19 protein-coding genes are annotated in these 26,289 nt (G+C 31.4%); 17 read left to right on the top strand and 2 right to left on the bottom strand.

Going from position 1 to position 26,289, the window contains the following annotated elements; all coding sequences use genetic code 4:
- Window positions 1-212 precede the first annotated feature (212 nt).
- Entirely contained in the window at window positions 213-1,205 is a 993-nt protein-coding gene (locus QPK10_RS03375) for a hypothetical protein (RefSeq protein ID WP_368486617.1), read from the top strand.
- A gap of 170 nt (window positions 1,206-1,375) precedes the next feature.
- Window positions 1,376-2,113, top strand: a complete 738-nt coding sequence (locus QPK10_RS03370) for a hypothetical protein (protein ID WP_368486616.1) — start codon at window positions 1,376-1,378, stop codon at window positions 2,111-2,113.
- A 57-nt stretch (window positions 2,114-2,170) separates the two neighbouring features.
- On the opposite strand, the gene QPK10_RS03365 is transcribed toward QPK10_RS03370, so the two are convergent.
- Window positions 2,171-3,469 (bottom strand): hypothetical protein, encoded by a 1,299-nt coding sequence (locus QPK10_RS03365; RefSeq protein WP_368486615.1) that lies wholly within the window; start codon window positions 3,467-3,469, stop codon window positions 2,171-2,173.
- Between the two features lie 388 nt (window positions 3,470-3,857).
- Between QPK10_RS03365 and hisS the strand changes: the two genes are divergently transcribed.
- From hisS to QPK10_RS03325, 8 genes are all read left to right on the top strand, one after another.
- Window positions 3,858-5,114 carry a histidine--tRNA ligase gene (hisS, locus tag QPK10_RS03360; RefSeq protein WP_368486614.1) on the top strand — a complete coding sequence of 419 codons (1,257 nt, stop codon included), beginning with the start codon at window positions 3,858-3,860 and terminating at the stop codon, window positions 5,112-5,114.
- A 1-nt stretch (window position 5,115) separates the two neighbouring features.
- Entirely contained in the window at window positions 5,116-6,861 is a 1,746-nt protein-coding gene (gene aspS / locus QPK10_RS03355) for an aspartate--tRNA ligase (protein ID WP_368486613.1), read from the top strand.
- The gene (locus QPK10_RS03350) at window positions 6,851-7,084 is read left to right on the top strand and encodes a DUF896 domain-containing protein (RefSeq protein WP_368486612.1); all 234 of its coding nucleotides are present in this window, start codon (window positions 6,851-6,853) and stop codon (window positions 7,082-7,084) included. Before aspS ends, QPK10_RS03350 begins: the two co-directional genes overlap by 11 nt.
- Before the next feature lie 601 nt (window positions 7,085-7,685).
- Window positions 7,686-9,644, top strand: coding sequence for a transketolase (gene tkt / locus QPK10_RS03345; RefSeq protein ID WP_368486611.1), 1,959 nt, complete (start codon window positions 7,686-7,688; stop codon window positions 9,642-9,644).
- A 237-nt stretch (window positions 9,645-9,881) separates the two neighbouring features.
- A complete protein-coding gene (locus QPK10_RS03340; protein WP_368486610.1) occupies window positions 9,882-11,912 on the top strand; it encodes a hypothetical protein in 2,031 nt (676 codons plus the stop codon).
- Window positions 11,913-11,932: 20 nt separating this feature from the next.
- On the top strand, window positions 11,933-15,139 hold the full coding sequence (locus QPK10_RS03335; protein ID WP_368486609.1) for a hypothetical protein: 3,207 nt from the start codon (window positions 11,933-11,935) through the stop codon (window positions 15,137-15,139).
- A 20-nt stretch (window positions 15,140-15,159) separates the two neighbouring features.
- Window positions 15,160-15,885, top strand: a complete 726-nt coding sequence (locus tag QPK10_RS03330; protein ID WP_368486608.1) for a hypothetical protein — start codon at window positions 15,160-15,162, stop codon at window positions 15,883-15,885.
- 191 nt (window positions 15,886-16,076) lie between these two features.
- Window positions 16,077-16,295: a YneF family protein gene (locus QPK10_RS03325; RefSeq protein WP_179945757.1), complete on the top strand. Its 219-nt coding sequence runs from the start codon at window positions 16,077-16,079 to the stop codon at window positions 16,293-16,295.
- A 41-nt stretch (window positions 16,296-16,336) separates the two neighbouring features.
- Here the strand turns inward: QPK10_RS03325 and plsY are convergent, their stop codons facing one another.
- Window positions 16,337-17,224, bottom strand: coding sequence for a glycerol-3-phosphate 1-O-acyltransferase PlsY (gene plsY / locus QPK10_RS03320; protein WP_368486607.1), 888 nt, complete (start codon window positions 17,222-17,224; stop codon window positions 16,337-16,339).
- A gap of 537 nt (window positions 17,225-17,761) precedes the next feature.
- Between plsY and parE the strand changes: the two genes are divergently transcribed.
- From parE to QPK10_RS03285, 7 genes are all read left to right on the top strand, one after another.
- Entirely contained in the window at window positions 17,762-19,702 is a 1,941-nt protein-coding gene (parE, locus tag QPK10_RS03315; protein ID WP_368486606.1) for a DNA topoisomerase IV subunit B, read from the top strand.
- On the top strand, window positions 19,702-20,604 hold the full coding sequence (locus tag QPK10_RS03310) for a hypothetical protein (protein ID WP_368486605.1): 903 nt from the start codon (window positions 19,702-19,704) through the stop codon (window positions 20,602-20,604). Before parE ends, QPK10_RS03310 begins: the two co-directional genes overlap by 1 nt.
- A 19-nt stretch (window positions 20,605-20,623) precedes the next feature.
- Complete coding sequence (gene parC / locus QPK10_RS03305; RefSeq protein ID WP_368486604.1) at window positions 20,624-23,740, top strand: DNA topoisomerase IV subunit A; 3,117 nt, start codon at window positions 20,624-20,626, stop codon at window positions 23,738-23,740.
- A gap of 84 nt (window positions 23,741-23,824) precedes the next feature.
- Window positions 23,825-24,649, top strand: a complete 825-nt coding sequence (locus tag QPK10_RS03300) for an ATP-binding cassette domain-containing protein (protein ID WP_368486603.1) — start codon at window positions 23,825-23,827, stop codon at window positions 24,647-24,649.
- Entirely contained in the window at window positions 24,594-25,379 is a 786-nt protein-coding gene (locus QPK10_RS03295; protein WP_368486602.1) for a hypothetical protein, read from the top strand. The genes QPK10_RS03300 and QPK10_RS03295 overlap by 56 nt, the downstream gene beginning before the upstream one ends.
- Window positions 25,380-25,502: 123 nt before the next feature.
- A complete protein-coding gene (gene rpmG / locus QPK10_RS03290; protein WP_047791403.1) occupies window positions 25,503-25,652 on the top strand; it encodes a 50S ribosomal protein L33 in 150 nt (49 codons plus the stop codon).
- 63 nt (window positions 25,653-25,715) lie between these two features.
- Window positions 25,716-26,174: a GNAT family N-acetyltransferase gene (locus tag QPK10_RS03285; protein ID WP_368486601.1), complete on the top strand. Its 459-nt coding sequence runs from the start codon at window positions 25,716-25,718 to the stop codon at window positions 26,172-26,174.
- The last annotated feature ends 115 nt before the right edge of the window (window positions 26,175-26,289 follow it).

Genomic DNA, 26,289 nt, shown 5'->3' with positions numbered 1-26,289 from the left:
TAGAATAGTCAACAGAATTTTTATTATTTTGTTGACTTTTTATTTTTTTAAAATTATTTCTTAAAATATAGTATAATTATATTTACAGTAAGTAATTACCAGTGGGGATTACCGACTAAAGTACAGGACACAAACCTTTACGTTTATAAATGATCAATAGCAATATTAATTATTTATGATTTTTTTTATTTAATTAAATGGGGTGAAAAAACATGGCAGTTAATGTTAAAGGTAACATTAAAACAGATACAACAATTAAAAACCGTGTTAAATTATTAGATAAAAGAGTTAATTCTTTTACTGTTGAAAAATTATTAAGACATAGTAATAGTGGCAAAGTTAAACCAGCGAATAAGATGATTGAACAATATTATTTACGTCGTGAACAAGAGGCATTAGAAGCTCGTAAAAAACGGGAAAAAGCCGCAAAGGGTGGGATTTATAACCTTAGTTTAGCAAAATATGATAATATTTTTGCCGAAACAAAGCGAAAATTAGAAGACCACCAAAAAGTGATGCGGATTAATCCTCGTTTAAACCCGGGGAAAAAGATTACTTATGATCGCTTTGCCAAGGAAAACTTGGAAAAATTAACCCTGAAAAAATCACCAAGTAAAAGTCTTAATCAACAAGATGTGATTGATATTCATGATTTAAATGCAAATATGGAAAAACCAACCATTACTTATGATTCACAAAAGGGAATTTATGTAATGCAAGATTCCCAAGCAGCAAAAAAAACAGTTGCATCTTCACCAGTTGTTGAAGCTAATGATAACCAACCAGTCAGTGTGAGGGTCCAACAACCATCAGCGACAGTTACAACTAAAGCTTCTCGCTATGCGCCTCGCCGAACATACAGTAGTACTGTTATTGTTGATCCGGCAAAACGACCAAGTTTTTTAGCCGAAATTCCAACACCAGATGATCGGCCAGTCAAGGTGCAAGCCAGCACCACTCCGAAATCATCCTCAACTGGGAAAGAAAATAAAACTGCGAAGCCAGCACCAGAACGTTTTAGTAAAACAAAATTTTTACAAGAGTTAAATAATAATAACAAAGATAATTCAACCTTAACAACTACTAATAGTTTTGATTATGAATATCATCGTTCGCGAAAAACCGCGCGGGATTTCTTTTACAACATCTTTGATAAAATTGGTTTTACCAAACTAGTTAATTATTCAAAAAAATGAAATAAATAAATGTTAAATTAAGTTATTTTTAATTAAATAACTTAATTTTTTATATTCCTAATTAACCGGCAATTGCCATTGTGAGAGTAACCTAATTTATGATATAATATATTCATATTGCAGACCAGTATGTGATGACAGGAAATGGAAATATTGCGGCTAATGGGGGGCTTATAGATATGAAAAAAGATATGATTACTTTAACAGTTCAAGAATTTATTGATTTGGTACCAGATGATAATATTCGAGAAGTGCGGAATGATGCGGAATATCAATTTGACTATGAAAGTTGAAAAACAATTATTTATTCATCCGGGAAATTAAAATTTATTTTACGTTATATTCAAGGAATTTTTCGGTGAATGGAAACGGTAGCAGATTTATCCGATTTAAAAATTAGTATTAGTGCAATTGTGGTAGATAAATTTAATTTTTCGATTTTTAAAAATGATTTACACATTTTTAATTGTAGTTTATCAACTAATTTTTATTTAATTTCCGAAGATGAATGAGCTGAAAAAATTACCGAAGCCCATTATTCAAACTTTGATATTGTGGATGGGGATTTAACTTATAATGCGTTAGAACTAGGACAATGAAAAGGCGAAGAAGGGTTTGGAAAATTTATTAACCTGTTATTAATGTTAATTCGCGAAACTGATAAATTTAAGACGAGTTCCTTACCAATTCAGTGAATTGTTGAATTTAAAGACCGCAAATTATCAATGTCGAGAATTAGAATGCAAATTGAATCATTACAAAATCGTAAAAAACCAGATAATGTTTTCTTAACAACTAATAGTGATGATGAAACTCCCAAAGTAGATCTTGAACAATCTAAACGTCCATCATTAGGAACCATTAACCCCGAAGAAACAACTTCTTCGTGAAATAAATATTATAAAACTGATAAATAAGAAAAAATATTTAACATCGATGAAGATTGTTAAATATTTTTTAATTAATTGGCTTATTTAAATATTATGACTATTGGTTTCATCATCTAATGCTTCATCAGAAAGATAAAGTTGATCAATTGACGAGGCTCTTGATGAAGATTTTCTTCGATTTGGTGATAAAGAATCATTTGGTTCATATAAGAATTCTAGAGATCTAGATTTTGATAAGTTTAATTGCTCGTTTTTTATTATTTCTAATTTTTTTTGGACTGCTATCATTCTTTTATTAATATTCTGTTTTTCATCTGGAAAAATGTTAGAATGGTTTGCTGCTTTTTCCTCATCAGAAGAATTAGAATCTTCTAAAATTGTTTCAATTTCCCGCTGATGTGGATAATAGGATGCTCCCATATTTGATGGAGAACAATTGTTTTCAATATCAGTATCTATTTCATCATCTTCTGAACTAGTTTCGGGTTCTGAATCAACAGTTACTGCCATTAAACCATCAGGATGATCATCGGAATTATTAATAGCACAATTTTCAATACTTTGGGGTTGGTCACTTATACTATGATAAGCATTAATTGGGAATTTTATAGCTGGTCAGATAATTTCATTTACTACTGCTAGATAAGCCCCAGCTGCTGAAGGAATGGATGAGAATAGTAATTCTGTTAAATTATTTAATCCTTTTTCTGGTTTCATTCAAAATTTATAGGTTACTTTTCCTCAAGCTCATGATGCAAACCCCGCTCCGCCTCAATTCGCAAGAATTTTGACTGGGGTAATTAATCATTTTGCTCAGGTATTATTTAACATTTGGCTTTCTTTAATTCGCCATCAATTTAATGAACAACTTATAACATCACAAGCACTAGCTGCTGTGAATCATATTGCATAGGAACCAGTTAATATTTCATAAATTGATTGGTTTGGATTTTCATAACAACAATATGTTTGTCACATGTCAAAGAAAATAGTTGTTAATCATAATAAAGCCATAATTGAGTTAATTCATTTTTTACTATCATCGGAAATTAATTTTTCAGAATTATTATTTTCTGTCTCCCGGAGATTTTCATCCCGAATTAAATAATCATTCACAGCGGAGTTAATTAAATTACTTAATAATTCTGCGCCTCTTAATTTAAGGGTATTCTCAGGAACTATCCGGTAGTGAAATTTTTTGGCGGTAGCGGTAGCAGAAATTCATAAGAGAGTTTTCACATATGCACAAAACATATTATAAGTTGGATATTTAAAACTAGCGAGAATATTTTTAGAATGTTTTTTAATTTCTTTTCAATTAATTAAAGGTAATTGCGAACTTTGAATTAAGAGAGTTCTTTCATCTATTTGTTGACGTGGCATAATTATCAGCCTCCTTTGGTCTATATATAATGGTTGCCTGTCTGGCATTTTTATTTTACTCTGATTGGAAAATAACAGGGGTTTAATAACTTACTCTTTTTTAAACATTATTATTATTTAAAGTTATTTTTCTTAATATTTTGGATTTTTTCGGTATAATTTATTTATAAAAGTAAATAAAGGGTAATAACTAATTGATTTTTAGAGAGATAGTGGGTGGTGCAAACTATTAATAATTGTTATTATTTGACAAATTTATTTTCCACAATAAAATATTAACGAGAGCGCATAAACTAAAAGTTATGAATTAGGATGGCACCGCGAATTTAATAATTCGTTCCTAACGCATCTTTTAGTTTTTTTAAATGTAAAGGAAAGAAGGAAAAAAATGTTAATTCAAAAACCACGGGGAACTGAAGACTTATATTATGAAGCAGCCAAAGAATTGAGTGCTTTAGAATTAGTTTTGCGAAGTATTGTGAGTCAGTATAATTATCATGAAATTAGAACACCTATTTTTGAAGGGAAAGATTTATTTACTCGCACAGTTGGCGAAGAAACTGATATTGTCAGTAAGGAAATGTTTGAGTTATTAGATAAAAAAGAACGGGAATTTGTGTTACGACCAGAAGGAACAGTGCCTACAATTCGTAGTATTATTGAAAACAAATTATATGGTAAATATGAAATGCCCTTAAAATTATTTTATATTGGTAGTATGTTTCGTTATGAGCGCCCCCAACACGGTCGTCTTCGTCAGTTTAACCAATTTGGGGTGGAAGTTGTCGGTGCCAAAACATACTTATTAGATGTTGAAACAATTTTATTAGCTTATAACATTTTAAAAGCAGTTGGCTTAAATAACTTAACTCTAAAATTAAATTGTTTAACCACGGGTGAGAATAAAGAAAAATATATTAATGACTTAAAAGAGTTTTTAAGTGGTCAGGATTTATGTGCCGACTGTCAAACCCGAATTAAAAAGAATCCCTTACGGGTGTTAGATTGTAAAATTGATAATGCTAAATTTGATAATGCACCCAAAATTTATCAGTATTTAACGGACCAAGAAGCAAAATATTTTGATAACATTCAGAAAGTGCTAGCTAAATTAGAAGTTAGTTTTGAATTAGACCATAAATTAGTGCGGGGATTAGATTACTACACAGCGTTAGTATTTGAAATTAATTTTAGTGACGATCAGGCAAAAGACTTAACCTTAATTGGGGGAGGGCGTTATGATAATTTAATTCATGAGTTAGATAATAGTTTAGATTATCCAGCGGTTGGTTTTGCGATGGGATTAGAACGATTATTATTAGCATTAAAAAATAATAATCTTAAAATTAGTGAAGAAGATTATTTAGATGCTTACATTATTTGTTTGTCCGACCATGCTCGTTATTTTGCCAGTTCTTTAATGTTAATGTTGCGAACAAGTGGTTTTAAAGTGGACACTGATTATTTAGAACGGGGAGTTAAAGCCCAATTTAAGTCAATTGAACGATTAAATGCACAGAATGCTATCATTATTGGTGATGAAGAATTGAAAAAAAATGTTGTTAAGATTAAAAATCAAAAAACTGGGAAAGAACAAGAAGTTAAGTTTGAAAAAATTATTAATGTCTTAGGAAAGGAAAAGTAACATGAAAAGAACACATACTTGTGGAGAGCTACGATTAAAACATGTTAATCAAGAAGTTATTTTAACCGGCTGAGTAGCAAAAAGTCGTCGGATGGGTGGTTTAATTTTTATTGATATCCGTGATCGCAGCGGAATTAGTCAAATTATTTTTGAACCAACTCAAGCGGATTATGAACTAGCAAATAGTCTACGGAATGAATATGTGGTTGCTGTCCGGGGAGTAGTTGTTGAACGGAAAAGTAAAAATCCCCAGCTTCCGACCGGAGATATTGAAATAAAGGCAAATAAGTTAGAAATTTTTTCAAAAGCCCAAACTACTCCGCTAATTATTGCGGATGAAACAGATGCTTTAGAAGATGTTCGGATGACTTACCGTTATTTAGATTTGCGCAGACCAGTTATGCAACAAAAAATTTTCTTACGTAATAAACTAGTGCATACTATTCGGAATTATTTACAAGACCATGGGTTTATTGATGTGGAAACCCCAATCTTAAATAAATCAACTCCCGAAGGAGCTCGCGATTTTTTGGTACCTTCCCGTCAAAATAAACATAATTTTTATGCCTTACCGCAGTCACCCCAATTGTTCAAACAATTATTAATGCTAAGTGGTTTTGATAAATATTTTCAAATTGCCAAATGTTTTCGGGATGAAGATCTACGAAGTGATCGCCAGCCAGAATTTACCCAGTTAGATTTAGAAATGAGTTTTATTGAAAAAGAAGATATTATTACTTTAATTGAAGGATTACTAAAAAAAGTAATGCACGATACCCTTCAATGTGACATTACAACTCCTTTTATTCGGATGGAATATGATATGGCAATTGACTTATATGGAAGTGATAAACCTGACACTCGCTATGATCTAAAATTACATTCGATGAATGAAACTTTCCAAAATAGTACTTTTAAAATTTTCCAAGATGTTTTACAAAACAACGGAACCATTAAAGCAATTTTTATTCCGCACCAAGTTAGTAAAAAAGAAATTGAAGAATTAACTAGAATTGCCCAACAAAATAAAGCGAAAGGCTTAGCATGGGTTCGTTATAATTTAAATTCGGAATGAGAAGGTTCACTTGCCAAATTTTTAAGTGAGACTGAGCAAGAAGCTCTTTTAAACATGGCAAACCATTCGCAAGGGACATTTTTCTTAGTTAGTGGGGAATATCTATCAACTTGCCAAGCGCTAGGGGCTGTGCGGGTAATGCTAGCAAAATGATATAACTTAGCGGATCCTCACCACTATAACTTCTTATGAATTGTTAACTGACCACTTTATGAATGATCAGAAGAAACGAATTCTTATACAGCAGCGCACCATCCATTCACTTCACCAACAAAAGAATTCATTGATAATTTTGATAAAGAACAAGCAATAGCCCGGGCTGATGCTTATGATATTGTTTTAAATGGTTATGAAATTGGGGGTGGAAGTATTCGCATTCATGATAATAATGTCCAAGAGCGAATGTTTAAATCATTGCAATTAACCCCAGCTGAAATTGCCGGAAAATTTGGTTGGTTTTTAAATGCATTTAACTATGGGGTCCCTCCGCACGGAGGAATTGCCTTAGGGTTAGACCGGATTGCAATGCTATTAACAAATAGTGAATCAATTCGTGATGTAATTGCCTTTCCTAAAAATGCTTCTGGGGTCGACCCGATGACTAGTTCCCCAAGTGCGGTCACAGCAGAACAATTAACGGAATTAGGAATTAAATTAGTTGATGAAGATTAGTGATTTATTAAAAAAGATTAATGAACTAGCTCAGAAGCAAAAAGAAGGTACCTTAACTGAGGATGAAAAACAATTGCAACATCAACTTCGCCAACAATACTTAGAAGAATTTCGAAAGAACTTTTTAAATGAATTAAAAACCATTAAGGTAGTTAATGAAAAGGGCGAAGATGTTACTCCGGAAAAATTAAAAAAAATTAAACCATCAAAATCCAAAAATTAAATTATTAAAAAAAGATGATATATTTTATCATCTTTTTTAGTTTGCTAATTGGTAATCATTTTTTCTTTGTTCAAAATGGTCATTATTCATTAACCAAACTCCACTCATAATCTCAAATGGCATAAAAATAATAAAGACTGTAAAAATTGATAATATTAAAACAGCAACTCCTTCACTATTTGTTGGCCGGTTACTTTTGATTTTTCTTTTAACAGATACGGTTAACGGGATTCACCACGCAAAGCCAATAAAACATGTGAAAAGTCCACCCAGGATACAAACAATAACTAAAAACTATAAGCAACCCATAGTTTTGTTGTTGGGTGGGGATTTAGTTGTAGTGGTTCTCGTTCAATTAATAAGTTATTTGCATAATTTTTTTCCATTATATTTTCCTCCGTTTTTAATTATACAAAAAAAAAAAAAAAACGAGTTTTTTTCAATAATTTATTTAAATATTTTTACAAAATTAATAATTATTAGTTAGTTAAAATTGTAAAGAAAAATTAAGATTTTCTTGATTTTTGCTTGTAAATTATGAAAAAAATGTAAAATATAAGTATAAAGTTCGCTAGATATTTGATGAGGAGGAACAATATAGATGAACAAATCAATTAATACTGTGAGAATGTTAGGAATTGAAGCAGTGAACAAAGCAAACTCGGGTCATCCCGGGATTGTTTTGGGTGCTGCCCCAATGGCCTACACTTTATTTACTAAACATTTAAGAGTTAATCCCGAAGTTGATAAATGAATTAATCGTGATCGTTTTATTTTATCAGCTGGACATGGAAGTGCCTTATTATATTCATTATTACATTTATCAGGATTTAATATTACAATTGATGATTTAAAAAATTTCCGTCAGTTAGGCTCAATTACCCCTGGTCATCCCGAATCATACTTAACTCCCGGCGTGGATGTGACAACCGGCCCATTAGGGCAAGGGATTGCAATGGCGGTTGGTCAAGCAGTTGCGGAAACTCACTTAAGGGCACGCTATAATAAACCTAATTATAATTTATTTGACCATTATACTTATGTGATTTGTGGGGATGGTGATTTACAAGAAGGGGTAGCCCAAGAAGCAATTTCGCTAGCTGGTCATTGAAAATTAAATAAATTAATTGTCTTATTTGATTCAAATGATGTTCAATTAGATAATATGGTTAGTGTTGCCCAAAGTGAAAATATTGCTGAGCGTTTTCAAGCAGCCCAATGAAACTATTTATTAGTTAAAGATGGGAATGATACCGAGGCTATCAATAAGGCTATTGAACAAGCGAAAACAAGTGATAAGCCAACTTTAATTGAAGTTAAAACAGTGATTGGTTTTGGGGCAACTAAACAAGGAACACCAGCGGTGCATGGAGCCCCATTAGGAACTGATATTGAAACAGTTAAAAAAGTATTATCATGAACAGAAAAAGATTTCTATGTACCTGGAGAAGTTTATGAAGACTTTGAAACCAATGTTAAAGAACGGGGAATTAAAGAATATGACCGTTGAATTACTTTGTATGAAAAATACTTGCAAGAGTTTCCTGACTTAGGAAAAGAATTAGAACGTGCTATCCATGGTAATTTTACGATTAAAGTTGAAGACTTTTTAGATTTAGCACCAAGCAAACCCCAAGCAACCCGTGTTAGCAGTGGTAAAATCGTTGATCGCATTTCAGAATTACTACCAAATTGAATGGGGGGCAGTGCCGATTTAACTGGAAGTACTAAAGCAAAAGGAGCTGATGGTAATTACCAATTTGATAATCGGTTAGGAAGAAACATTGCCTATGGGGTTCGTGAATTTGCGATGGGAGCTATTAATAATGGAATCTATACCCATGGGGGAATTTTACCATTCGCTGGTGGTTTCTTTGTCTTTGCTGATTATATGAAGCCAGCCATTCGTTTAAGTTCGCTAATGGAAATCCCAGTGGTGTATGTGTTATCCCATGATTCAATTGCAGTTGGGGAAGATGGACCAACCCACCAACCAATTGAACAATTAGCAATGCTTCGTAGTCAACCAAACTTAAATGTTTTCCGTCCTTGTGATTTTAAAGAAACCTTAGGAAGTTATTGCGAAGCATTACAACAAAAACATACTCCAAGTGCAATCTTAATTACCCGCCAAGATTTACCAGAGTTAGAAACAACTACTATCCAAGATGTTAGCAAGGGCGCTTATAAAGTTTTTGGAGCTGATCATAATAATGCTGTTAATATTCTAGCTACGGGTAGTGAAGTTAGTTTAGCAATTAATGTGGCAAAAAAATTAGCCGAAAAAAATATTTCTGCCAAAGTTATTTCAATGCCTTGTTGAGAATTATTTGCTAAACAACCAGCAGATTATCAAGCATCGTTACTAGAAAAAAATGCTTTAAAAGTTTCGCTAGAATTAGGAACCACTTTTGGGTGAGAAAGATATACTGGTAACGAAGGAATTAATATTGGAATTGATACTTTTGGTCAATCGGGAAACTTCCATTCGGTGTTAGAATACTTTAACTTTAATGTTGAACATATTAGTAATAAAATTATTAAAAAATTAGGAAAATAAGAATAAAATCTGGGCGAAACCCAGATTTTATTTATTTTTGACAAAAAAAATGTTTAAAAATAGCAAGGATGGCTTTTCCCAGGTAACGATACCAAAAATATTTTATGATATACTAAAAGTGTAAATAAATAGTTAACAGAGTACTTAAAGTACCTAACAAAGTGTAAATTGTTGGGTACTTTTTGTTTTATTCTCTAACTTTTATTTTATTTAATTTACCAGAAGGGATCAAATGAAATGATATCGAATAATAACTTAAATCAACTGTGTAAAAATTGTCAAAGTAATTTACAAGAATTATTTCAAAAAATTAAACAAAAAAAACCGACGTTATTAAAACAATTACAATTATTAAATGTGCACATTGGGGAAAATAATAGTGTGCAAACTGATTATGAAATTAAACCCTTTGTTATTTTTCATTGTGAAAAAAATTACTTTGGGTTATTTTATAAAAAAAATTTGATTAATAATAACCACCTTAAACCAAATATTAAAAATCATACGGTTTATTTATCCCTAGCCACCGTTAAGCAAAGTGCTAATTTAAATACTATTAAAGAACAAATTGCCACTTCAAACTTACCCCTGGTAACTGCACGCCAACAACCATTAACAACCCGTCCGCAAACAGACCTTGTTGAACATCGCCAGCGGGTGGTGGGAGAAGTTGTTGACCCGCCGTTAAATAATCGGAATTTTGATCCGAATGCAGAAGCTCGGCAAGCGGCAGGATTAATCTATGTAATGCGTAATATTAACCGAAAATTAGTCCTTTTATTTGTCATTATTATTTTAATTCTGACCGGAATTGGGGTGGGAGGCTGACAACTATTTAATTATTTAAATAAACCCCACACTACGAGTGTTGTCAAAACTGATATTACCAATGATGGGGGAACTTATAGTCAGTATCAAGCTATTATTGATGATACGACAAATAGTCAGCTAAAAACTGCTGTGCAACAAATTTCGGTGTTAAATCCAGATCTCCTAAGTGCAATTGCTGATTCAGCAACAGTTTTAACAACCCAAGATGTGCTCCAGTATGACCACCAACCCCATTTAATGACAATTGATATTAATGCGGATAATGCCAAAATGTTTAAGGGTCATACGAAAGTAACGATGAATATTGAAGCAAAAAAATTTGATATTTCCTTTTTAAGTGGGGATTTTACAAATACAACACCCCCCAAAATAACAACATTAAACCAAATTAGTATTATTAAAGTTTTGGAAGCAATTCCTAATCTTAACCAAGATTTACTAACAGCATTGCAAGATCCCCAAATTAAGATTGAGAATATTAGTGGTCAAATTCCCGAAGATGGGAAAAAACATTTAGTAACCTTTACGATTAATGCCAATGATACTACTAACTACTTAGGTAAAATTAATGCCAAAATTAATTTAATTAACCAAAAATTTGATATTGGCAATTTAAAAAATGATTATACAGCTGATCCCGTAAATTCTGTTAATGACTTAGAGCGCCAAAGTTTAATTCAGTTAATTTTATTATTACCTGATTCGCCCCAAGAGTTAAAAAATGTTGTTCAAGAAGCAAATGTTGTCTTAACCCCATCGCAAGCAAAAATTCCTCGGGATGGTAAAACTTATGATCTTAATATTACCATTGATGCTAATAAAACTGTTGATTATAGTGGTACTTTAACTATTAAAGTTAAAGTCAAAAATAGTGTTCTTGATTTAGGCACTTTAAGTCAAGACTTAACTTCCCAACCAGTTGTTACTGAACCAGATGCCAAAGCTAATGAATTAATTGATGCCTTACACCAAGTTGGTAATGTTAACCCAATTTTATTAGGTTTATTAAACCAACCAGGAATTAATGTTTCAACCTTATCTGATTTTCCTCATGATGGTGTTGCGCATAAAATTGGGATTGATATTCAAGCCGAAGGAGTTCCCCAATACACTGGGCAGGCCCGAGTATGAATTATGATGAAATCAAGCAAAATTGATATTACCAGTGATGGGGGAAGTTTTATTCAATTTGGACCAGTTAATGGGAATGATACTAATATGGCTACTTTAATAAATGCGTTGGAACAATTAAACAAGTTAACTCCTTTAAATGCTAATTTATTATCCGCTCTTAACGATAAAAATATTATGGTCACTACTGATAGTCAGTTTGTAGCTGATAAAAAACCGCATGAGATAAATATTACAATTAATGCTATTAATACCAGTCAATATGAAGGAGTGGCAAAAATCTTATTAAATATGCAATCAACATAACCTAGAAAGGAGGATATCCCATGAATAATGCTGATCAACAACCCCATGTTATTATTTGTAATAATTGTAAGAAACGCTTACAGGGTTTATTAAAAACTATTAAAAAAGAAAATCCCTTGTTGATTAAAAAACTACAGTTATTACCAATTAAAACTGAAACTAATTTTGATTCAACAATGGATAATGATATTCAACCATTTTTAGTATTTCGTTGTCGGGATGTTTATTATGGGCTATTTAATAAAAAAAATTTATATTGTAACAATAAAATTAAACCTAATGTCATTAATAAAATTGTTCATTTATCAGCCCAGACCTTTACCAAAAGCTTTCATATTCCTGATGTTCAACCAACCCTTAGCCTGGCTGTTGCTGAAAACCATTTACCAACCATTATTCCACCTTCCCAACACCAACTAGTTACCACTATTAAAAATAATGTTGATCTTCGCGACCCCGATGTTTTTTACCCAGAAATTGATGATGAATATCATAGTCAGTTGCAAGAATTATTAAAAAATTACCATTATAAATTTATTATTCTAATTGTTGTTTTACTGGTTATTTTAGCAGGAATTGGGGTGGGGGGCTGACAAATATATCAGTATCTTAACCGGCCTACCACAAATGCAATAAATCGCATTGATATTTCGCAGGATGGAGGTTACTTTCCGAATGTGCGGGTCACTATTAATAACACTTCTTCGGACCAACTAACAACTGCCGTTCAGCAAATTAGTGAGTTGAATTCTGATTTATTAACTGCTCTGAATGACCCAGCCACGGTGTTAACAACTAGTGATCATTTACCCTATGATGGGGGATATCATTTAATGAATATTCGGGTTAATGCGACCCATGCCAAAGAATTTCAGGGGATTACAAATGTTACTTTAGCACTCCGTGCGGCAAAATTTGATATTACGAATTTAGATGGTAACTTTAGTAACTTAGCGCCCTTAAAAATTGCAAGTTTAACCAATCAGAATATTATTAATGCCTTACAAACAATTCCTAATTTAAATCCTAACCTAGCGAGTGTTCTTACTGATGACCAACTAAAAATTAGCGACCTAACTCCGTCAACATTAATTTCTGATGGTCACCCGCATTTAATTAATTTTACCTTGGATGCTAATCAAACAAAACAATTTCAGGGCACATTACCAATTAGTGTTTATTTTATCGCTACGAAAATTAATATTAGTAATATTAATGGTAATTATTTAACTAGTCCCCCCGTTATAGTTGGTGATTTAACTCATCATAATCTAATTTATTTAATTCAAAATGTTAAGGATATTGATCCAACCTTAGCATCAGCGGTTAATGATCCAAATATACTTGTTTCCACATCTTCAACGCTACTTCCTAATAACCAACCAAGTGAAATTGATATTAACGTTGATGCTAATGCCACAAAAAATTATACGGGAACGTTACTAGTTAAACTACAAGCAAAAAACGGAACCATTGATATTTCTCATTTAAACCAAGATTTAACTGCCCAACCACCAGTTAGTGAACCAGATACCAAACCAAATGAACTAATTGCAGCGTTAAAGCAAGTTACTGGTCTTAATCCTACTTTACGGTATCTGCTTGACCAGTCGGGAATTAAAGTAACAACTGATTCAGTCCTTAACCATGATGGTTTGGCTCATAAAATTGAGATCAAGATTATTGTCCTAGCAATTCCAAATTATACGGGTCAAGCTGTTGTCACAATAATGATGAAGTCGACTAAAATTGATATTACCAAGGATAAGGATTATACTAACCAAAATGTTACGATTGGAAATGATTTGAATCAAAGTACATTAATTGCTGCTTTAAACCAGTTGGGACCAACAATTGTCGACAAGGATATCTTAGCTGCCATTAAAGATCCCCAAGCGATTGTTACTTCCGATTCGCCATTCCAAGTTGATAACAAACCACATCCAATTAACATTACTATTAATGCCCAATATACCAAACAATATGAAGGAACTGCTCATGTGAAAATTTTAATGCAATCCAATAAAACAGATATTTCCAATGCTGGTGGTGATTATTCACAATATCAAAATGTTATTTTTTTGCAAGATACTAGTCAGAGCCAATTAGTGGCAGGATTAGAACAGTTAAAAAATTTTGGAATTAAACAAAGCTTATTAACTGCCATCAAAGATCCCCACATTCAAATCTCTTCTCCCGATAATCCCACTAATTTTACTGGTAAAAAAATTACCATTAATATTAATGCAGATAGTACTGCCCAGTTTTATGGGAAAACCACTGTTACCATTTGGGCTAATTTCAATGGACAGCAACGAGCAAAATTTAGCAGTGCTGTTGAAACAATTACTAACTTTAATAAAATTACCTATGTTGGAACTGGCAATGGTGATCTTTATCAACAACAAGATCAAAACTGAACAAAACTTACTAATTTAAAAAATTCAATTAGTAAAATTTTAGTTAATAACAACAAAATTTATGTTGGAACTGTCCAGAGAACAATCTATTGTTCAGATGATTGAACAAAACCACTTGCTAATTATCAAGCAGCGACTAATATTCTAGGTAATATGTATTTTGATCAAAATAATATTTTACATGTTGTAATAATTAACACCGGATATGGAATTTCACGAGTTCAAGAGTTTTTATCATCCGACTGGAAAACTGATATTTTTGATAATAATTTATATTGTTCACGATTATTATATGCTGGCATTATTAATAATGATGATGTCATTGTTACTAGTGTTGGAATTTATAATACCACAAAGCATACCCAAACAAAATTTCCCCCTGATGCTGGGATTGGCGTTGGTTTTTTAGCTGGAACTGACAATCATTGATATGTTCTTATGAGTCAAGGTAGTTTGTTCCAATATAATCCGGAAAACTTTGGCTATCAACAAATTTATAATTTTAAAAAAGTGATTGCATCAGCACTACTCGTTAATTATCAAGATAGTTTTTTAATTTGAACTGATGATGGCAATCTCTATAACTTTAAACAAATTAACCAGCCAATTGTTAAAGTTGGATTACCAATTAACCAAATTTTAGTTAATAACACTGCTATTTATTTACGTTGTCAAAATAAAATTTATAGTTCGCAAAATAATTGAAAATCCCAAGTTGAAAGTATTAACGCTACAACAATTTCATTTATTAATGGCAACTTATGGGTTGGGTACCAAGAAGGTTATTTATTTGAACAAACTTATTAAAATGAGAAAGAAGGAATAATATGAAAAAAGCAATTCAATACCAAACCACACCAATCACACCGAACAAAAAAAGCAAGAAGAAAATAATTCTCTGATCTATTATTGGAACAGTTTTATTAGCGGGGGCTAGTATTGGGAGTTGGCAAATCTATGAATATTGAGTAAAAACTCATCAGCATGTTGACCACCGCATTAATATTTCCCAAGATGGGGGTGATTATACTAGCACCAAAGCTAAAGTCACAAATACTTCCCAAGATCAGTTATTATCCGCTTTAAAAACAATTGCTACCTTAAAACCTGATCTTTTGCAAGCCCTAAATGATAATCAGGTGGTAGTAAAAACTAATGACCATTTAATTTATAATGGTCAATATCAATCTTTAAAAATTATTATTGATGCTAGTGATACCACAAATTATCAAGGGACAGCAGTAGTAACAATGTCTCTTGCATCAAGTATTATTGATATTTCCCAAGATGGGGGTGAATTTTTAGATAGTAAAGCTGAAATTAGTGATACTAATTCCCCAACCTTAGTTAATGCAATTATAAGTGCCATACCTAATTTAAATCCTGATTTAAAAGCAGCTTTGCAAGACCCTGATATTTATTTAACTACAACCGATAAATTACAATATGATGGTCAATACCATCCAATGAAAATTGATATTAATGCTAATAATACTAAAAATTATTTTGGTGAAGCATTGATTACCATTAGTGTAAAAGCAAAAACAAATTAATTAAAAATTAGGCTTTGGAATAATAACTAGGATGATTAATTTACTGAAAAAGTTAGCAGAAGTTACGAATTTTTTTCAATAAAATTCTTAATTATGTTAAAATATTGTAGATAACTAATATTCTTGTTAATAATTATTAGTTTTATTGATAAATTGACATAAATTACGACTAGAGGAGGTAAATTAATCAGATGATACCATGATGAGCAGGCTTAATAATTGGGATTGGTTGTTTAATCATTGGTGGGGTATTAGGATTTATTATTACAAAAAAAATTGTTCAAAAACAATTACGTGATAATCCCCCAATTACAGAAAAACAAATTCGTGCCATGTATATGCAAATGGGAAGAAAACCTTCAGAAGCTGATATTAAAAAAGTTATGAACTCAATGAAAAGGGCAAAATAATGCAATAGAATTAAAAAAATGTTAATAAAGTTAACATTTTTTTAATTTTTTTTCGGTTTGTTTTTTGCTGCTTTTAAATCATTAATTTCTTCTGTTAATTCCGCTTGTTTTAACTTACTATTTTCAATTTTGCGATTAATTTTGTCACTTTTAGCAGTTATTTCTAGTTTTTTTAGTTTATTAATATCAGCTTTTTTATGGATATCATATTTTTTTTCTTGCCCTGTTCATAATCGTTTAATATTTTCATGGTGGCGAAAGACTAGTAAAATAACTCCTAGTGAAACCATAATATTAATTAACGCCAGACTATCATAATAATTATCATAATTAAGATTGTGAAATTGGTTAAACCAAACTAAGGTACTATCCTTTAATAACTGCCCATCAAAGTTAATTACATTGATCCCACTTAGTTGGGGGATTCAGCATAATGCCCCGACCATAATTGCACTTAGGATTGATGATAATGATACTCGTCTTCAAATGAAGAAAACTACTCATCAGACTACTGCGGCAATTAAGAAGTAATAGGGGTTTGTCATTCATAATAATCCTAAAAACGAAGAAACTGTTTTTCCACCTTTAAATTTATAATAAATTGGATAACAATGACCTAATAAAACAAAAAAAGTTGGAACATAATAACTAGTTGAACCAAAATTAACATCGCCAACGGCAATACAACTAATACCAAGCGTAATAAACATGACAATTGTTATTTTTAACATGTCTAAAAACATGATTGCAAATCCTAATTTTTTACCTAACACCCGACTAGTATTAGTGGCCCCGGCATTTTTCGAATGATATTCGCGAACATCAACTTTAAAAAAGAACTTACCAATAAAAATTGATCAACTAAAAGAACCAATTAGATAAGCTAAAATACATGCAATGATTGTGCCAATATAACCATATAGATTCATTAATTTAAACACCTCTTAAATTATTATAACCTAAATGAAAGTATTTTTAATTAATATCCTGGATAAATCTTAACTAGCAATATTTTTTTTGCAAAAAATTAATATTGTCGCAATTTTATCAATAATTGCGAATAATGAATAATAATTTTTTTAATCAAGAGAAATAATTTTTTTTATATAGAATACAAATATGGAAAAGGCATATGAAATAGGTAATTATTCAATTGCAATTTATCAAACCAAAAATAGTTGTTTATTTTGTATATTTTCCTAATTGATTAATTAAACTAAAGTGAGAAAAGTGCTAAAGCAACAGGGGAAACACCTAAATTTAAAGTAAATGTTACAAAAAAATAAGTAAATTATTTTAAAAAAACATCTAAGATAAAGTTTACTAGTTAATGAATTTATGACTAACTTTATTACAGGTGTTTTTTCTTTATAAAAATAAATTATTTTAATCTTTATTTGTAAAACAGTGGATATTATTGTATGATATTAAGGATTATCAAATACTTAATAAAGGTGGGATAAACAATGGACAATAATAACAAAACGTTACATTATGATGAATCTTCAATTCAAGTTCTAGAAGGATTAGATGCTGTTCGCAAACGACCAGGAATGTATATTGGTTCAACTGATATTCGGGGATTACATCATTTAGTTTGAGAAATTGTTGATAACTCAATTGATGAAGCATTAGCTGGATTTGCTAGTGAAATTAATATTATAATACATAAAAATAATGGTATTACGGTGAAAGATAATGGTCGGGGAGTTCCCATTGGTAAGCATGCGAGTGGGAAATCAACTCCGGAGGTTATTTTTTCGGTTTTACATGCCGGGGGAAAATTCGGTGGTGATGGTTATAAAACATCAGGAGGTCTCCATGGGGTTGGTTCTTCGGTTGTTAATGCCTTATCCAGTGAATTTGATGTCACAATTTATCGGGACAAAAAAATTAGTAACATTAAATTTAATAACGGGGGAAAATTAGCCCAAAAATTAACTACCATTGGTTCAACTACAACAACGGGAACAACCGTTTATTTTGTCCCTGATCCCGAAATTTTTAAAGTGATTGATTTTTCATTTTCAACAATCTCAGAACGAATTCGCGAATCAGCATTTTTAAATAGTGGATTAAAAATAACGCTCCAGGATGAACGAACTGATAAGCATGTTGAGTATTTATTTAATAATGGGTTAGAAGAGTTCATTACTTATATGAATGAGGGGAAAAAACCAATTACACCCATTATTACCTTTAAAGGAATTGAAAAAGACATTGATGTTGAAATTGCTTTGCAATATTCAACTGAATTTAATGAAAACTTATTAAGTTTTGCTAATAATGTTAAAACTAGTGACGGGGGAAGTCATGTGGTTGGTTTTCGGGCTGGATTAACAAAAGTTATTAATGAGTATGCGCGCAAAGAAGGATTATTAAAAGAAAAAGATAAGAACTTAGATTCCACCGATACTCGCGAAGGGTTAACAGCAATTATTTCTGTAAAAATCCCGGAAAGTTTAATTCAATATGAAGGTCAGACAAAAGGGAAATTAGGGACTAGTGATGCTAAAACAGCAGTTGAAAATATTGTTGCTAAACAAATGCAATTTTGAATGTTAGAAAATAAAACAAATGCTTATGCAATTATTGAAAAAGCGTTATTGGCTCGTACCGCCAAAGAAGAAGCGCGAAAAGCACGCGAAGCAGCACGGGGTAATAAACGAAAATCTAATAGTGAACGGTTATTAACGGGAAAATTAACTCCGGCCCAAAATAAAAATAAAAAGGTCAATGAATTATTTTTAGTGGAAGGTGATTCAGCTGGGGGTAGTGCGAAATCAGGACGTGACCGGAAATTTCAAGCCATTCTTTCCTTACGGGGAAAAGTTATTAATGCGGAAAAAGCAAAATTACAAGATTTGATGAATAATGAAGAAATTAATTTAATGATCCATGCCATTGGCGCTGGCTTTGGGAATAGTTTTGATTTAGCAGATGCTAATTATGGCAAAATTATTATTATGACTGACGCTGATACTGATGGGGCCCATATCCAAACTTTATTATTAACATTTTTCTACCGTTTTATGCGTCCGCTAATTGAAGACAAGCGAGTTTATATTGCCTTGCCCCCTTTATTTAAAATTACTAATTTAAAAACTAAAAAAGTTAGTTATGCCTGAGATGAAAACGAGTTAAAAACCAAACTAAAACATCTTAAAGATAAGTTTGAACTCCAACGGTATAAAGGGTTAGGAGAAATGAACGCTGAACAGTTATGAGAAACAACAATGGATCCCGAAACTCGTCAGTTAATTGCCGTAACAATTGATGATGCGGCAATTGCCGAAAAACGAATTGTAACCTTAATGGGGGATGATGCTAAAAAACGGAAAGATTGAATTGATGAAAATGTTAAGTTTACTTTGGAAGATGATTTTCAACCGGTGGTGGGACAATAATGATGGAAAATATAGTTTTTGATATTAAAATTAATCTTGATAATGTTAACAAAGTTAATGCAATTACTAGTCAGTATGAAAATTTTGTGTGAAATTTTTTGCGTTATGAAGAAACAACTACGGAGTTAAAAATTTTTGTTTACCGCAAATTTGATTTAAGTAGTAGTGAACAAGATAAAATTATTGCCCAAACCACAGTTGCTAAAGATAACCCCCAAGCTTTAAACACGATGCTTTATATTAGTCAACTATTATTAGAAAAAACCTTGGCAAAAAATAATTTTATTCAAACAAGTATTAATGAGCATCCGGACTTGTATCGCTTAGAAACTAGCACCAATCTTTATTTATTAACAAAAGCAGGTAAAAAGTTTTTTAGTCAAGATGTGCATGCTCTGCAACTAAAATATTTTAACTGGGATTTAGCGGGGTTATTATTTAATTTAAAAGCAGCCGGAGAAGTAGTGTTGCCCGATAATTTATTAAATGATGATCCCCATCAGTTAGCTACGAAAATTAAAGATTACGGTGGCAAAGCACAAAATCTTAGTGCAAAACTACATAATATTGCGTGGTTTAAACATTACTATGTGGAATTAACAGAAACTACTGATGATTTAATTTTGACATATTGTTTCAAAAATGCTGAAGATAATATTCCTGGTCACCAAATTGTAATTAATAAAAATGATATTCACGCTTTACAAGATAATTTAAAATTAGTCTATGAATTTTATTATACTAATGACAAAATTTTACAATTTGTTCGTACATTAATTTTAGATGTTAAAAATCCAATTTTAAATTATTATCGTCAAGAGGATCAATGAAAATTAACCGCCTTTGGATTTGAAATTTTTTCAAAAATAACAATTGAAAAAATTATTAATCCCCATTTATAAATCAGAAAGGAACAGCAAGATGAGTAATCAAAAACAACCAGATAATGAATTAGTTTATACTTTAAATGATATTATGGAAGATCGTTTTGCCCGTTATGCCAAATATATTATTCAAGAACGGGCATTACCCGATGTTCGGGATGGTTTAAAACCGGTGCAACGAAGAATCCTTTTTGCGATGAATGAACTGCGCCTAACTTTTAATTCAAGTTATAAAAAATCAGCGCGGATTGTGGGGGAAGTAATTGGGAAGTATCATCCCCATGGTGATACTTCTGTTTACGATGCGATGGTGCGGTTAAGCCAAAGCTGAAAAGTACGTTATCCGTTAATTGATATGCACGGAAATAATGGATCAATTGACGGTGATCCCGCCGCGGCGATGCGTTATACTGAAACACGGTTAAGTGAAATTGCCGGGTTTTTATTACAAGATCTTGATAAAGAAACAGTCTTATTTGCGCCTAACTTTGATGACTCCGAAACAGAGCCAACTATTTTACCAGCAATGTTTCCCAACTTATTAATTAACGGGGCTACCGGAATTGCGGCTGGATATGCGACAAATATTCCACCCCATAATTTACAAGAGGTTATTAATGCAACTATCCACCGGATTAAAAATCCCGATAGTAAGTTGAATGTATTACCAAAATATATTAAGGGTCCTGATTTTCCAACGGGGGGAATCATTCAGGGAAAAACGGGTATTCTTGATGCATACCGTACCGGTCGGGGCAAAATTATTATTCGTAGTAAAATTGAAAATGAAGATAATAATATTGTTATTACTGAAATACCTTATGAAGTTGTTAAACAGGATTTAGTTAAAAAAATTGATGATATTAAATATAATGAACCAGGGTTAAATATTAAAGAAGTACGCGATGAAACGGACCGTACCGGTTTACGAATTGTTGTAGAGTTAGCTAAACAAGCCAATTATGATACTGTTCGCAAGTATTTACTAAAAAATACTAATTTACAAGTATCTTATAATTTTAATGTGGTTGCCATTGCTAATAAACAACCAAAATTATTAGGGTTAAAAGAATTAATTGATTATTATATTACCCACCAAAAAGAAGTTATTACCAACCGTAGTAAATTTGAACTAGCCAAAGCCCAAAAACGAGCAGAAATAGTTGAAGGACTTATTAAGGCGGTTAGTATTTTAGATGAAATCATTGCTATTATTCGTCATTCAAAAGACCGCACAGATGCCATTAATAATTTATGTGCGAAATTTAAATTTACCCAAGTCCAAGCTGAAGCAATTGTTCAATTAAGATTGTACCGGTTAACTTCAACTGATATTTTACAATTACAAAAAGAACAACAAGAGTTAGCTAATTTGATTAAGAATTTACAAGCAATTTTAGCCGAGGAAACGAAATTATTAGCTGTTATTGTTGAACAATTAGAATTAATCAAAAATAAATTTCCTTCCCCTCGCAAAAGTGTGATTGAAAATGATATTGAATTAATTGAAATTGAAAAAACAGAAACTATTATTGAAAAAGATGTTAATATCTGAGTTTCCCGTGATGGTTATTTAAAAGCATTAGATAATAGCCAATTAGCAAAAATCACGGCAGATGAATTTAACCGCAAACCACTAGATTTATGGGTTGCTAATTTTTCGGCAAACACATTAGATAAAATATTATTAATCACCTCGAAGGGAAATTATGTCATTATCCCAGTTTATAAAATAAAAATGTCAAAAATTAAAGATATTGGCGAACATGTCAATACCATTTCGGAATTACCAGGAGAAGAAAAAATTATTGCCAGTTATTTATTAGATAGTTTTAATAAACCTAATGCTGCAATTATGATTGCCACTAAAAATGGGATGATTAAAAAAGTTCCCGTGTTAGATTTTGAAGCAACTAGAATTAGTAAAGCGATGAAAGCAATAAACCTGAAAGCTGATGATGAAGTCGTTGCCAGTCAACTAGTTAAAGATGAACCATATGTTAGTATTTTTACCAAAAATGGTTTTGCAGTTAAATATAAGCAACAAGAAATTCCAAGTCTGGGGTTACGTACCAGTGGGGTAAAATCAATTAACCTAAAAGATGATGAAGTAGTTGGCGCTGGTTATGGTCAAAAAGAAAATCTTGTCTTTATTACTGACCACAATATGGTTAAAAAAATTGCCTTAAAAGAACTTCCAGTTTCAACCCGCCCGATTAAGGGAACACGATTATTTAAACCAAATAAAAAAATAGAGCAGTTAATTAAATGAGGATTTATTATTAATAAAAAAGAAACATTAAATATTTTACATCCCAATGATGAAATTGAAATGTTTAATGTTGACAAGATTACATTACAAGAGTTAGAAGCTCCGTTGGAAACTTTAGGAATTGAAAATATTGATGATATTGCAATTCCAAAATATTATAATTTAAAAGATGTTCCAACTAGTGAAACACCATCAACTAATGATAATTCTAATTCATCGACCAAGGATGCAGTGACTATTAAAGAACCAACAAAACCAAAAGTAGTTTCCCCAACAAAAGCAGGGACTAAATCAACAAAGAGTAAGAAAAAACAACAAAAACGAAAACCATCTGTAAAAGCAAAGCCACCAGTAGTTTCACAACCATCCTCTGCTGTCGTTAAACAACCAGCAGAAAAAATAGCAAATAACAAAACTATCACCACCCAGTCAAATTCAATAACTACTCAACCACAGGCGGATAGCAAAATCAATAATGATGTTTCAAAATCAGTTTCAACTAATAATGATAAAACATCAAAAGAAGGAATGCCAGTTATAACCCCAGCCACCGCTTTAGAAGTAATTAATAAAAAAAGTGTGGTGGAAAAAAAGACCCCAGTGGAAGGAAAAAATATAAAACCCCAACAACCTAACAAAGATGCTGGTTCTCCCACCAAAGTAGATATTCGCCAAGCAAAAACAACAGTTGAATTATTGATTGAACAAAAACAACAAAAAGTTAGTTCGGGGGGATCAACATCCAAAATAACTGCTGGCGAAGGCCAACCTCAAACCCATGATAAAGTTGATAAAAATAAGTTTAAACATGATTTAGCGGTGGAAGAAACAAAGGAATTACAAATTAATATTAATGATATTTTAAAAAATAATGAAGATTAATAAAAGCAGGGAAAACATAATTTCCGTGCTTTTTTATTTAATATAATGATAAAATGTAATTAAATTATAATAAGGAGGACCAATATGGCAGATATTGATAACCAGCAATTAACAGATGATATTTTAGTGCAAGCAGTTGACTTAACGAAATCATATCGTCATCAAGAAGTACTCCACCATCTTAATTTAACCGTTAAACGTGGTGATCGCATTGGTATTGTTGGTCCCAATGGTACCGGGAAAACAACACTCTGTGAAATTTTAGCGCAATTACGGAAACCAACAAGTGGTGTGGTGAATAAACCCTTTGGAGTCCGCATTGGAATGCAACTACAAGAATCTCGTTATCCAAAGGGAATCACGGGGTTTGATCTCATGAATCTTTATTTAAAAGCTTATAAAATCCCAATTAAACCAAAAGAAATTTACCAAATGTTAGTAGCGTTGCAAATTGAAAAAATTATTAATAAAGATATTACGAAGTTATCTGGGGGACAACAACAAAAAATTAATATTTTGTTAGCGCTGATTGTTAATCCAGATTTAATTATTTTAGATGAGTTAGCAACTGGCTTAGATTTAGAAATTAAAGAAACAATTTATAATTTAATTAATGATTTCCTGAGCGTCCCGCAGAAGGGGTTGTTGTTAATTTCCCATAACATGGAAGAGATTGAACAATTTTGTAAAACATTAATTTTTATGGTTAATGGAAAAATAATTAATACCATTGATGTTGCCACGGTCGTCGCGGAATATGGTAGTGTGGAAAAATATGTAAAAGCAAAATTTAAAGAATACCAAATTGGCGCTTATAATCAGAATTATGCGAACCACCAGGAAGGACTTCACAATGAAAAATGAGCAAAAAGTTGAGCAAAGTACATTGATAAAGAAAAAGATAAATAAGGCCCTTGTAACAGAAAATGTTAATATTTTTGCCCTTTATTTTTTCTTTCTAAATTATCTAAAACGTCAAAAAATAGTTTTTGTAATTGCGGTAATTTTAATTCCGATTGGAATTACCCTGGATGCCATTTTAAATAACCCCCGGATTTCAGCGGGATCAATTAGTTTAGGAATTGGAATTTCCTTTATTGCAACGGCGGCGAGTTGCTCAATGTATATGATGCTCGGATTTTTAATTGATTTAAAAGTTTCGATTGTCTACAAACGAATTGGGTTGTTAGGAATTAAACCCCTTGGTTTTATTCTGATGGCAAGTTTATATTGTGTAACTCTAGTGGCAGTTTCGGACATTCTTGTTTTAATAACTAGTTTAATCACGGTAGGGGCCCTTGGTTTTGATTTTAGCTTAATTTATGATCTTACTTTATTATTGTTCTTTATTATTTCGATTTTTACAGTGTTTTGTGTAATGGGAATCTTACTATTCACCGTAGTTTTAATTAATTCCCGCACCATTCAATCCTTAGTAACGGGAATTCTAAGTGTTATTTTTATTGGAGGTTCTTTTGCGATTGCCTCATGAATCCCACTCTTATTTGGGCATAATTACCAACAAATCTTTACAAGTTCATTAGGAATTGGGATCTTTTTTATCATTATTATTAGTTTAACAATTATAGGGTTTATCTTTTACTATTTAACCCTGTGACTATTTAAATGAGATAATTAATTGGCCCAGTATTTACGAAAAAACTTAAAATTACTATGTTATTTTTTAAATATTTTTGTTATTATATATATGTTGTAAAATGACAAGTAAATTATTATATTCAGAAATGAGGTTAAATTAAAAATGCGTGAAGGAATAATTTTACGTTGCGATCAATGTAAAGAAGAAAACTACATTGCGAAACGTGATAAGAAAAAACACCAAGAAAAACTAGAACTTAAAAAATATTGTTCGCGTTGTAATGCTCATACATTACATAAAGAAAAAAAATAGACCTTTCCTTTATGGTCTTTTTTTATATAATTAAAAAGAACAGATGTTAGAGAGGGTAACGATATGATTAGATTAGCGACTATTGCCGACCGTCAGGAAATTATTAATCTTATTACCGATTCTTGAACACATATTGACCACCAAGACTATAAAATTAAAGAACTAGACCTAATTAAGGATTATTTTTTACACCAAAATTTTGATGAGGTGTTAGAACAACAACAATGTTATTTAATTATTATTGAAAATAAATTATTAGCATTTGGTGCTTATGATAAAACCACTAACCAAATTACGCACTTATATGTTCATCACCAGTATTTAAATTGGCATTTTGCCAAGAAATTATTGACATTACTTGAACAAGCTGCGATCGCAGCGGGATTTTTAGAAATTAGTGTCAATGCTTATTTAACAAGTGTTAGTTTTTTTCAAAATAACAATTATCATGCCATTAAACGCCATTATTATGAATGAAATAATCGCAAAATTATTACTTTTTTTATGAAAAAATATTTTTAATTATATGATACAATTAATAAGTAAATTAAATAGAAGAACATACATAATGTCTAAAATATTTTATTATTTTAGACATTTTTTATTTAATTTATAAATTTAATAAAAAATTATAGTT

Origin of the sequence: Spiroplasma sp. DGKH1, from assembly GCF_040940205.1 — a bacterium.
Classification (GTDB): Bacteria; Bacillota_I; Bacilli_A; order Mycoplasmatales; family Mycoplasmataceae; genus Spiroplasma.
The sequence above is the reverse complement of the archived record's forward strand: the minus strand, read 5'-3'. Positions and strand labels throughout refer to the sequence as shown.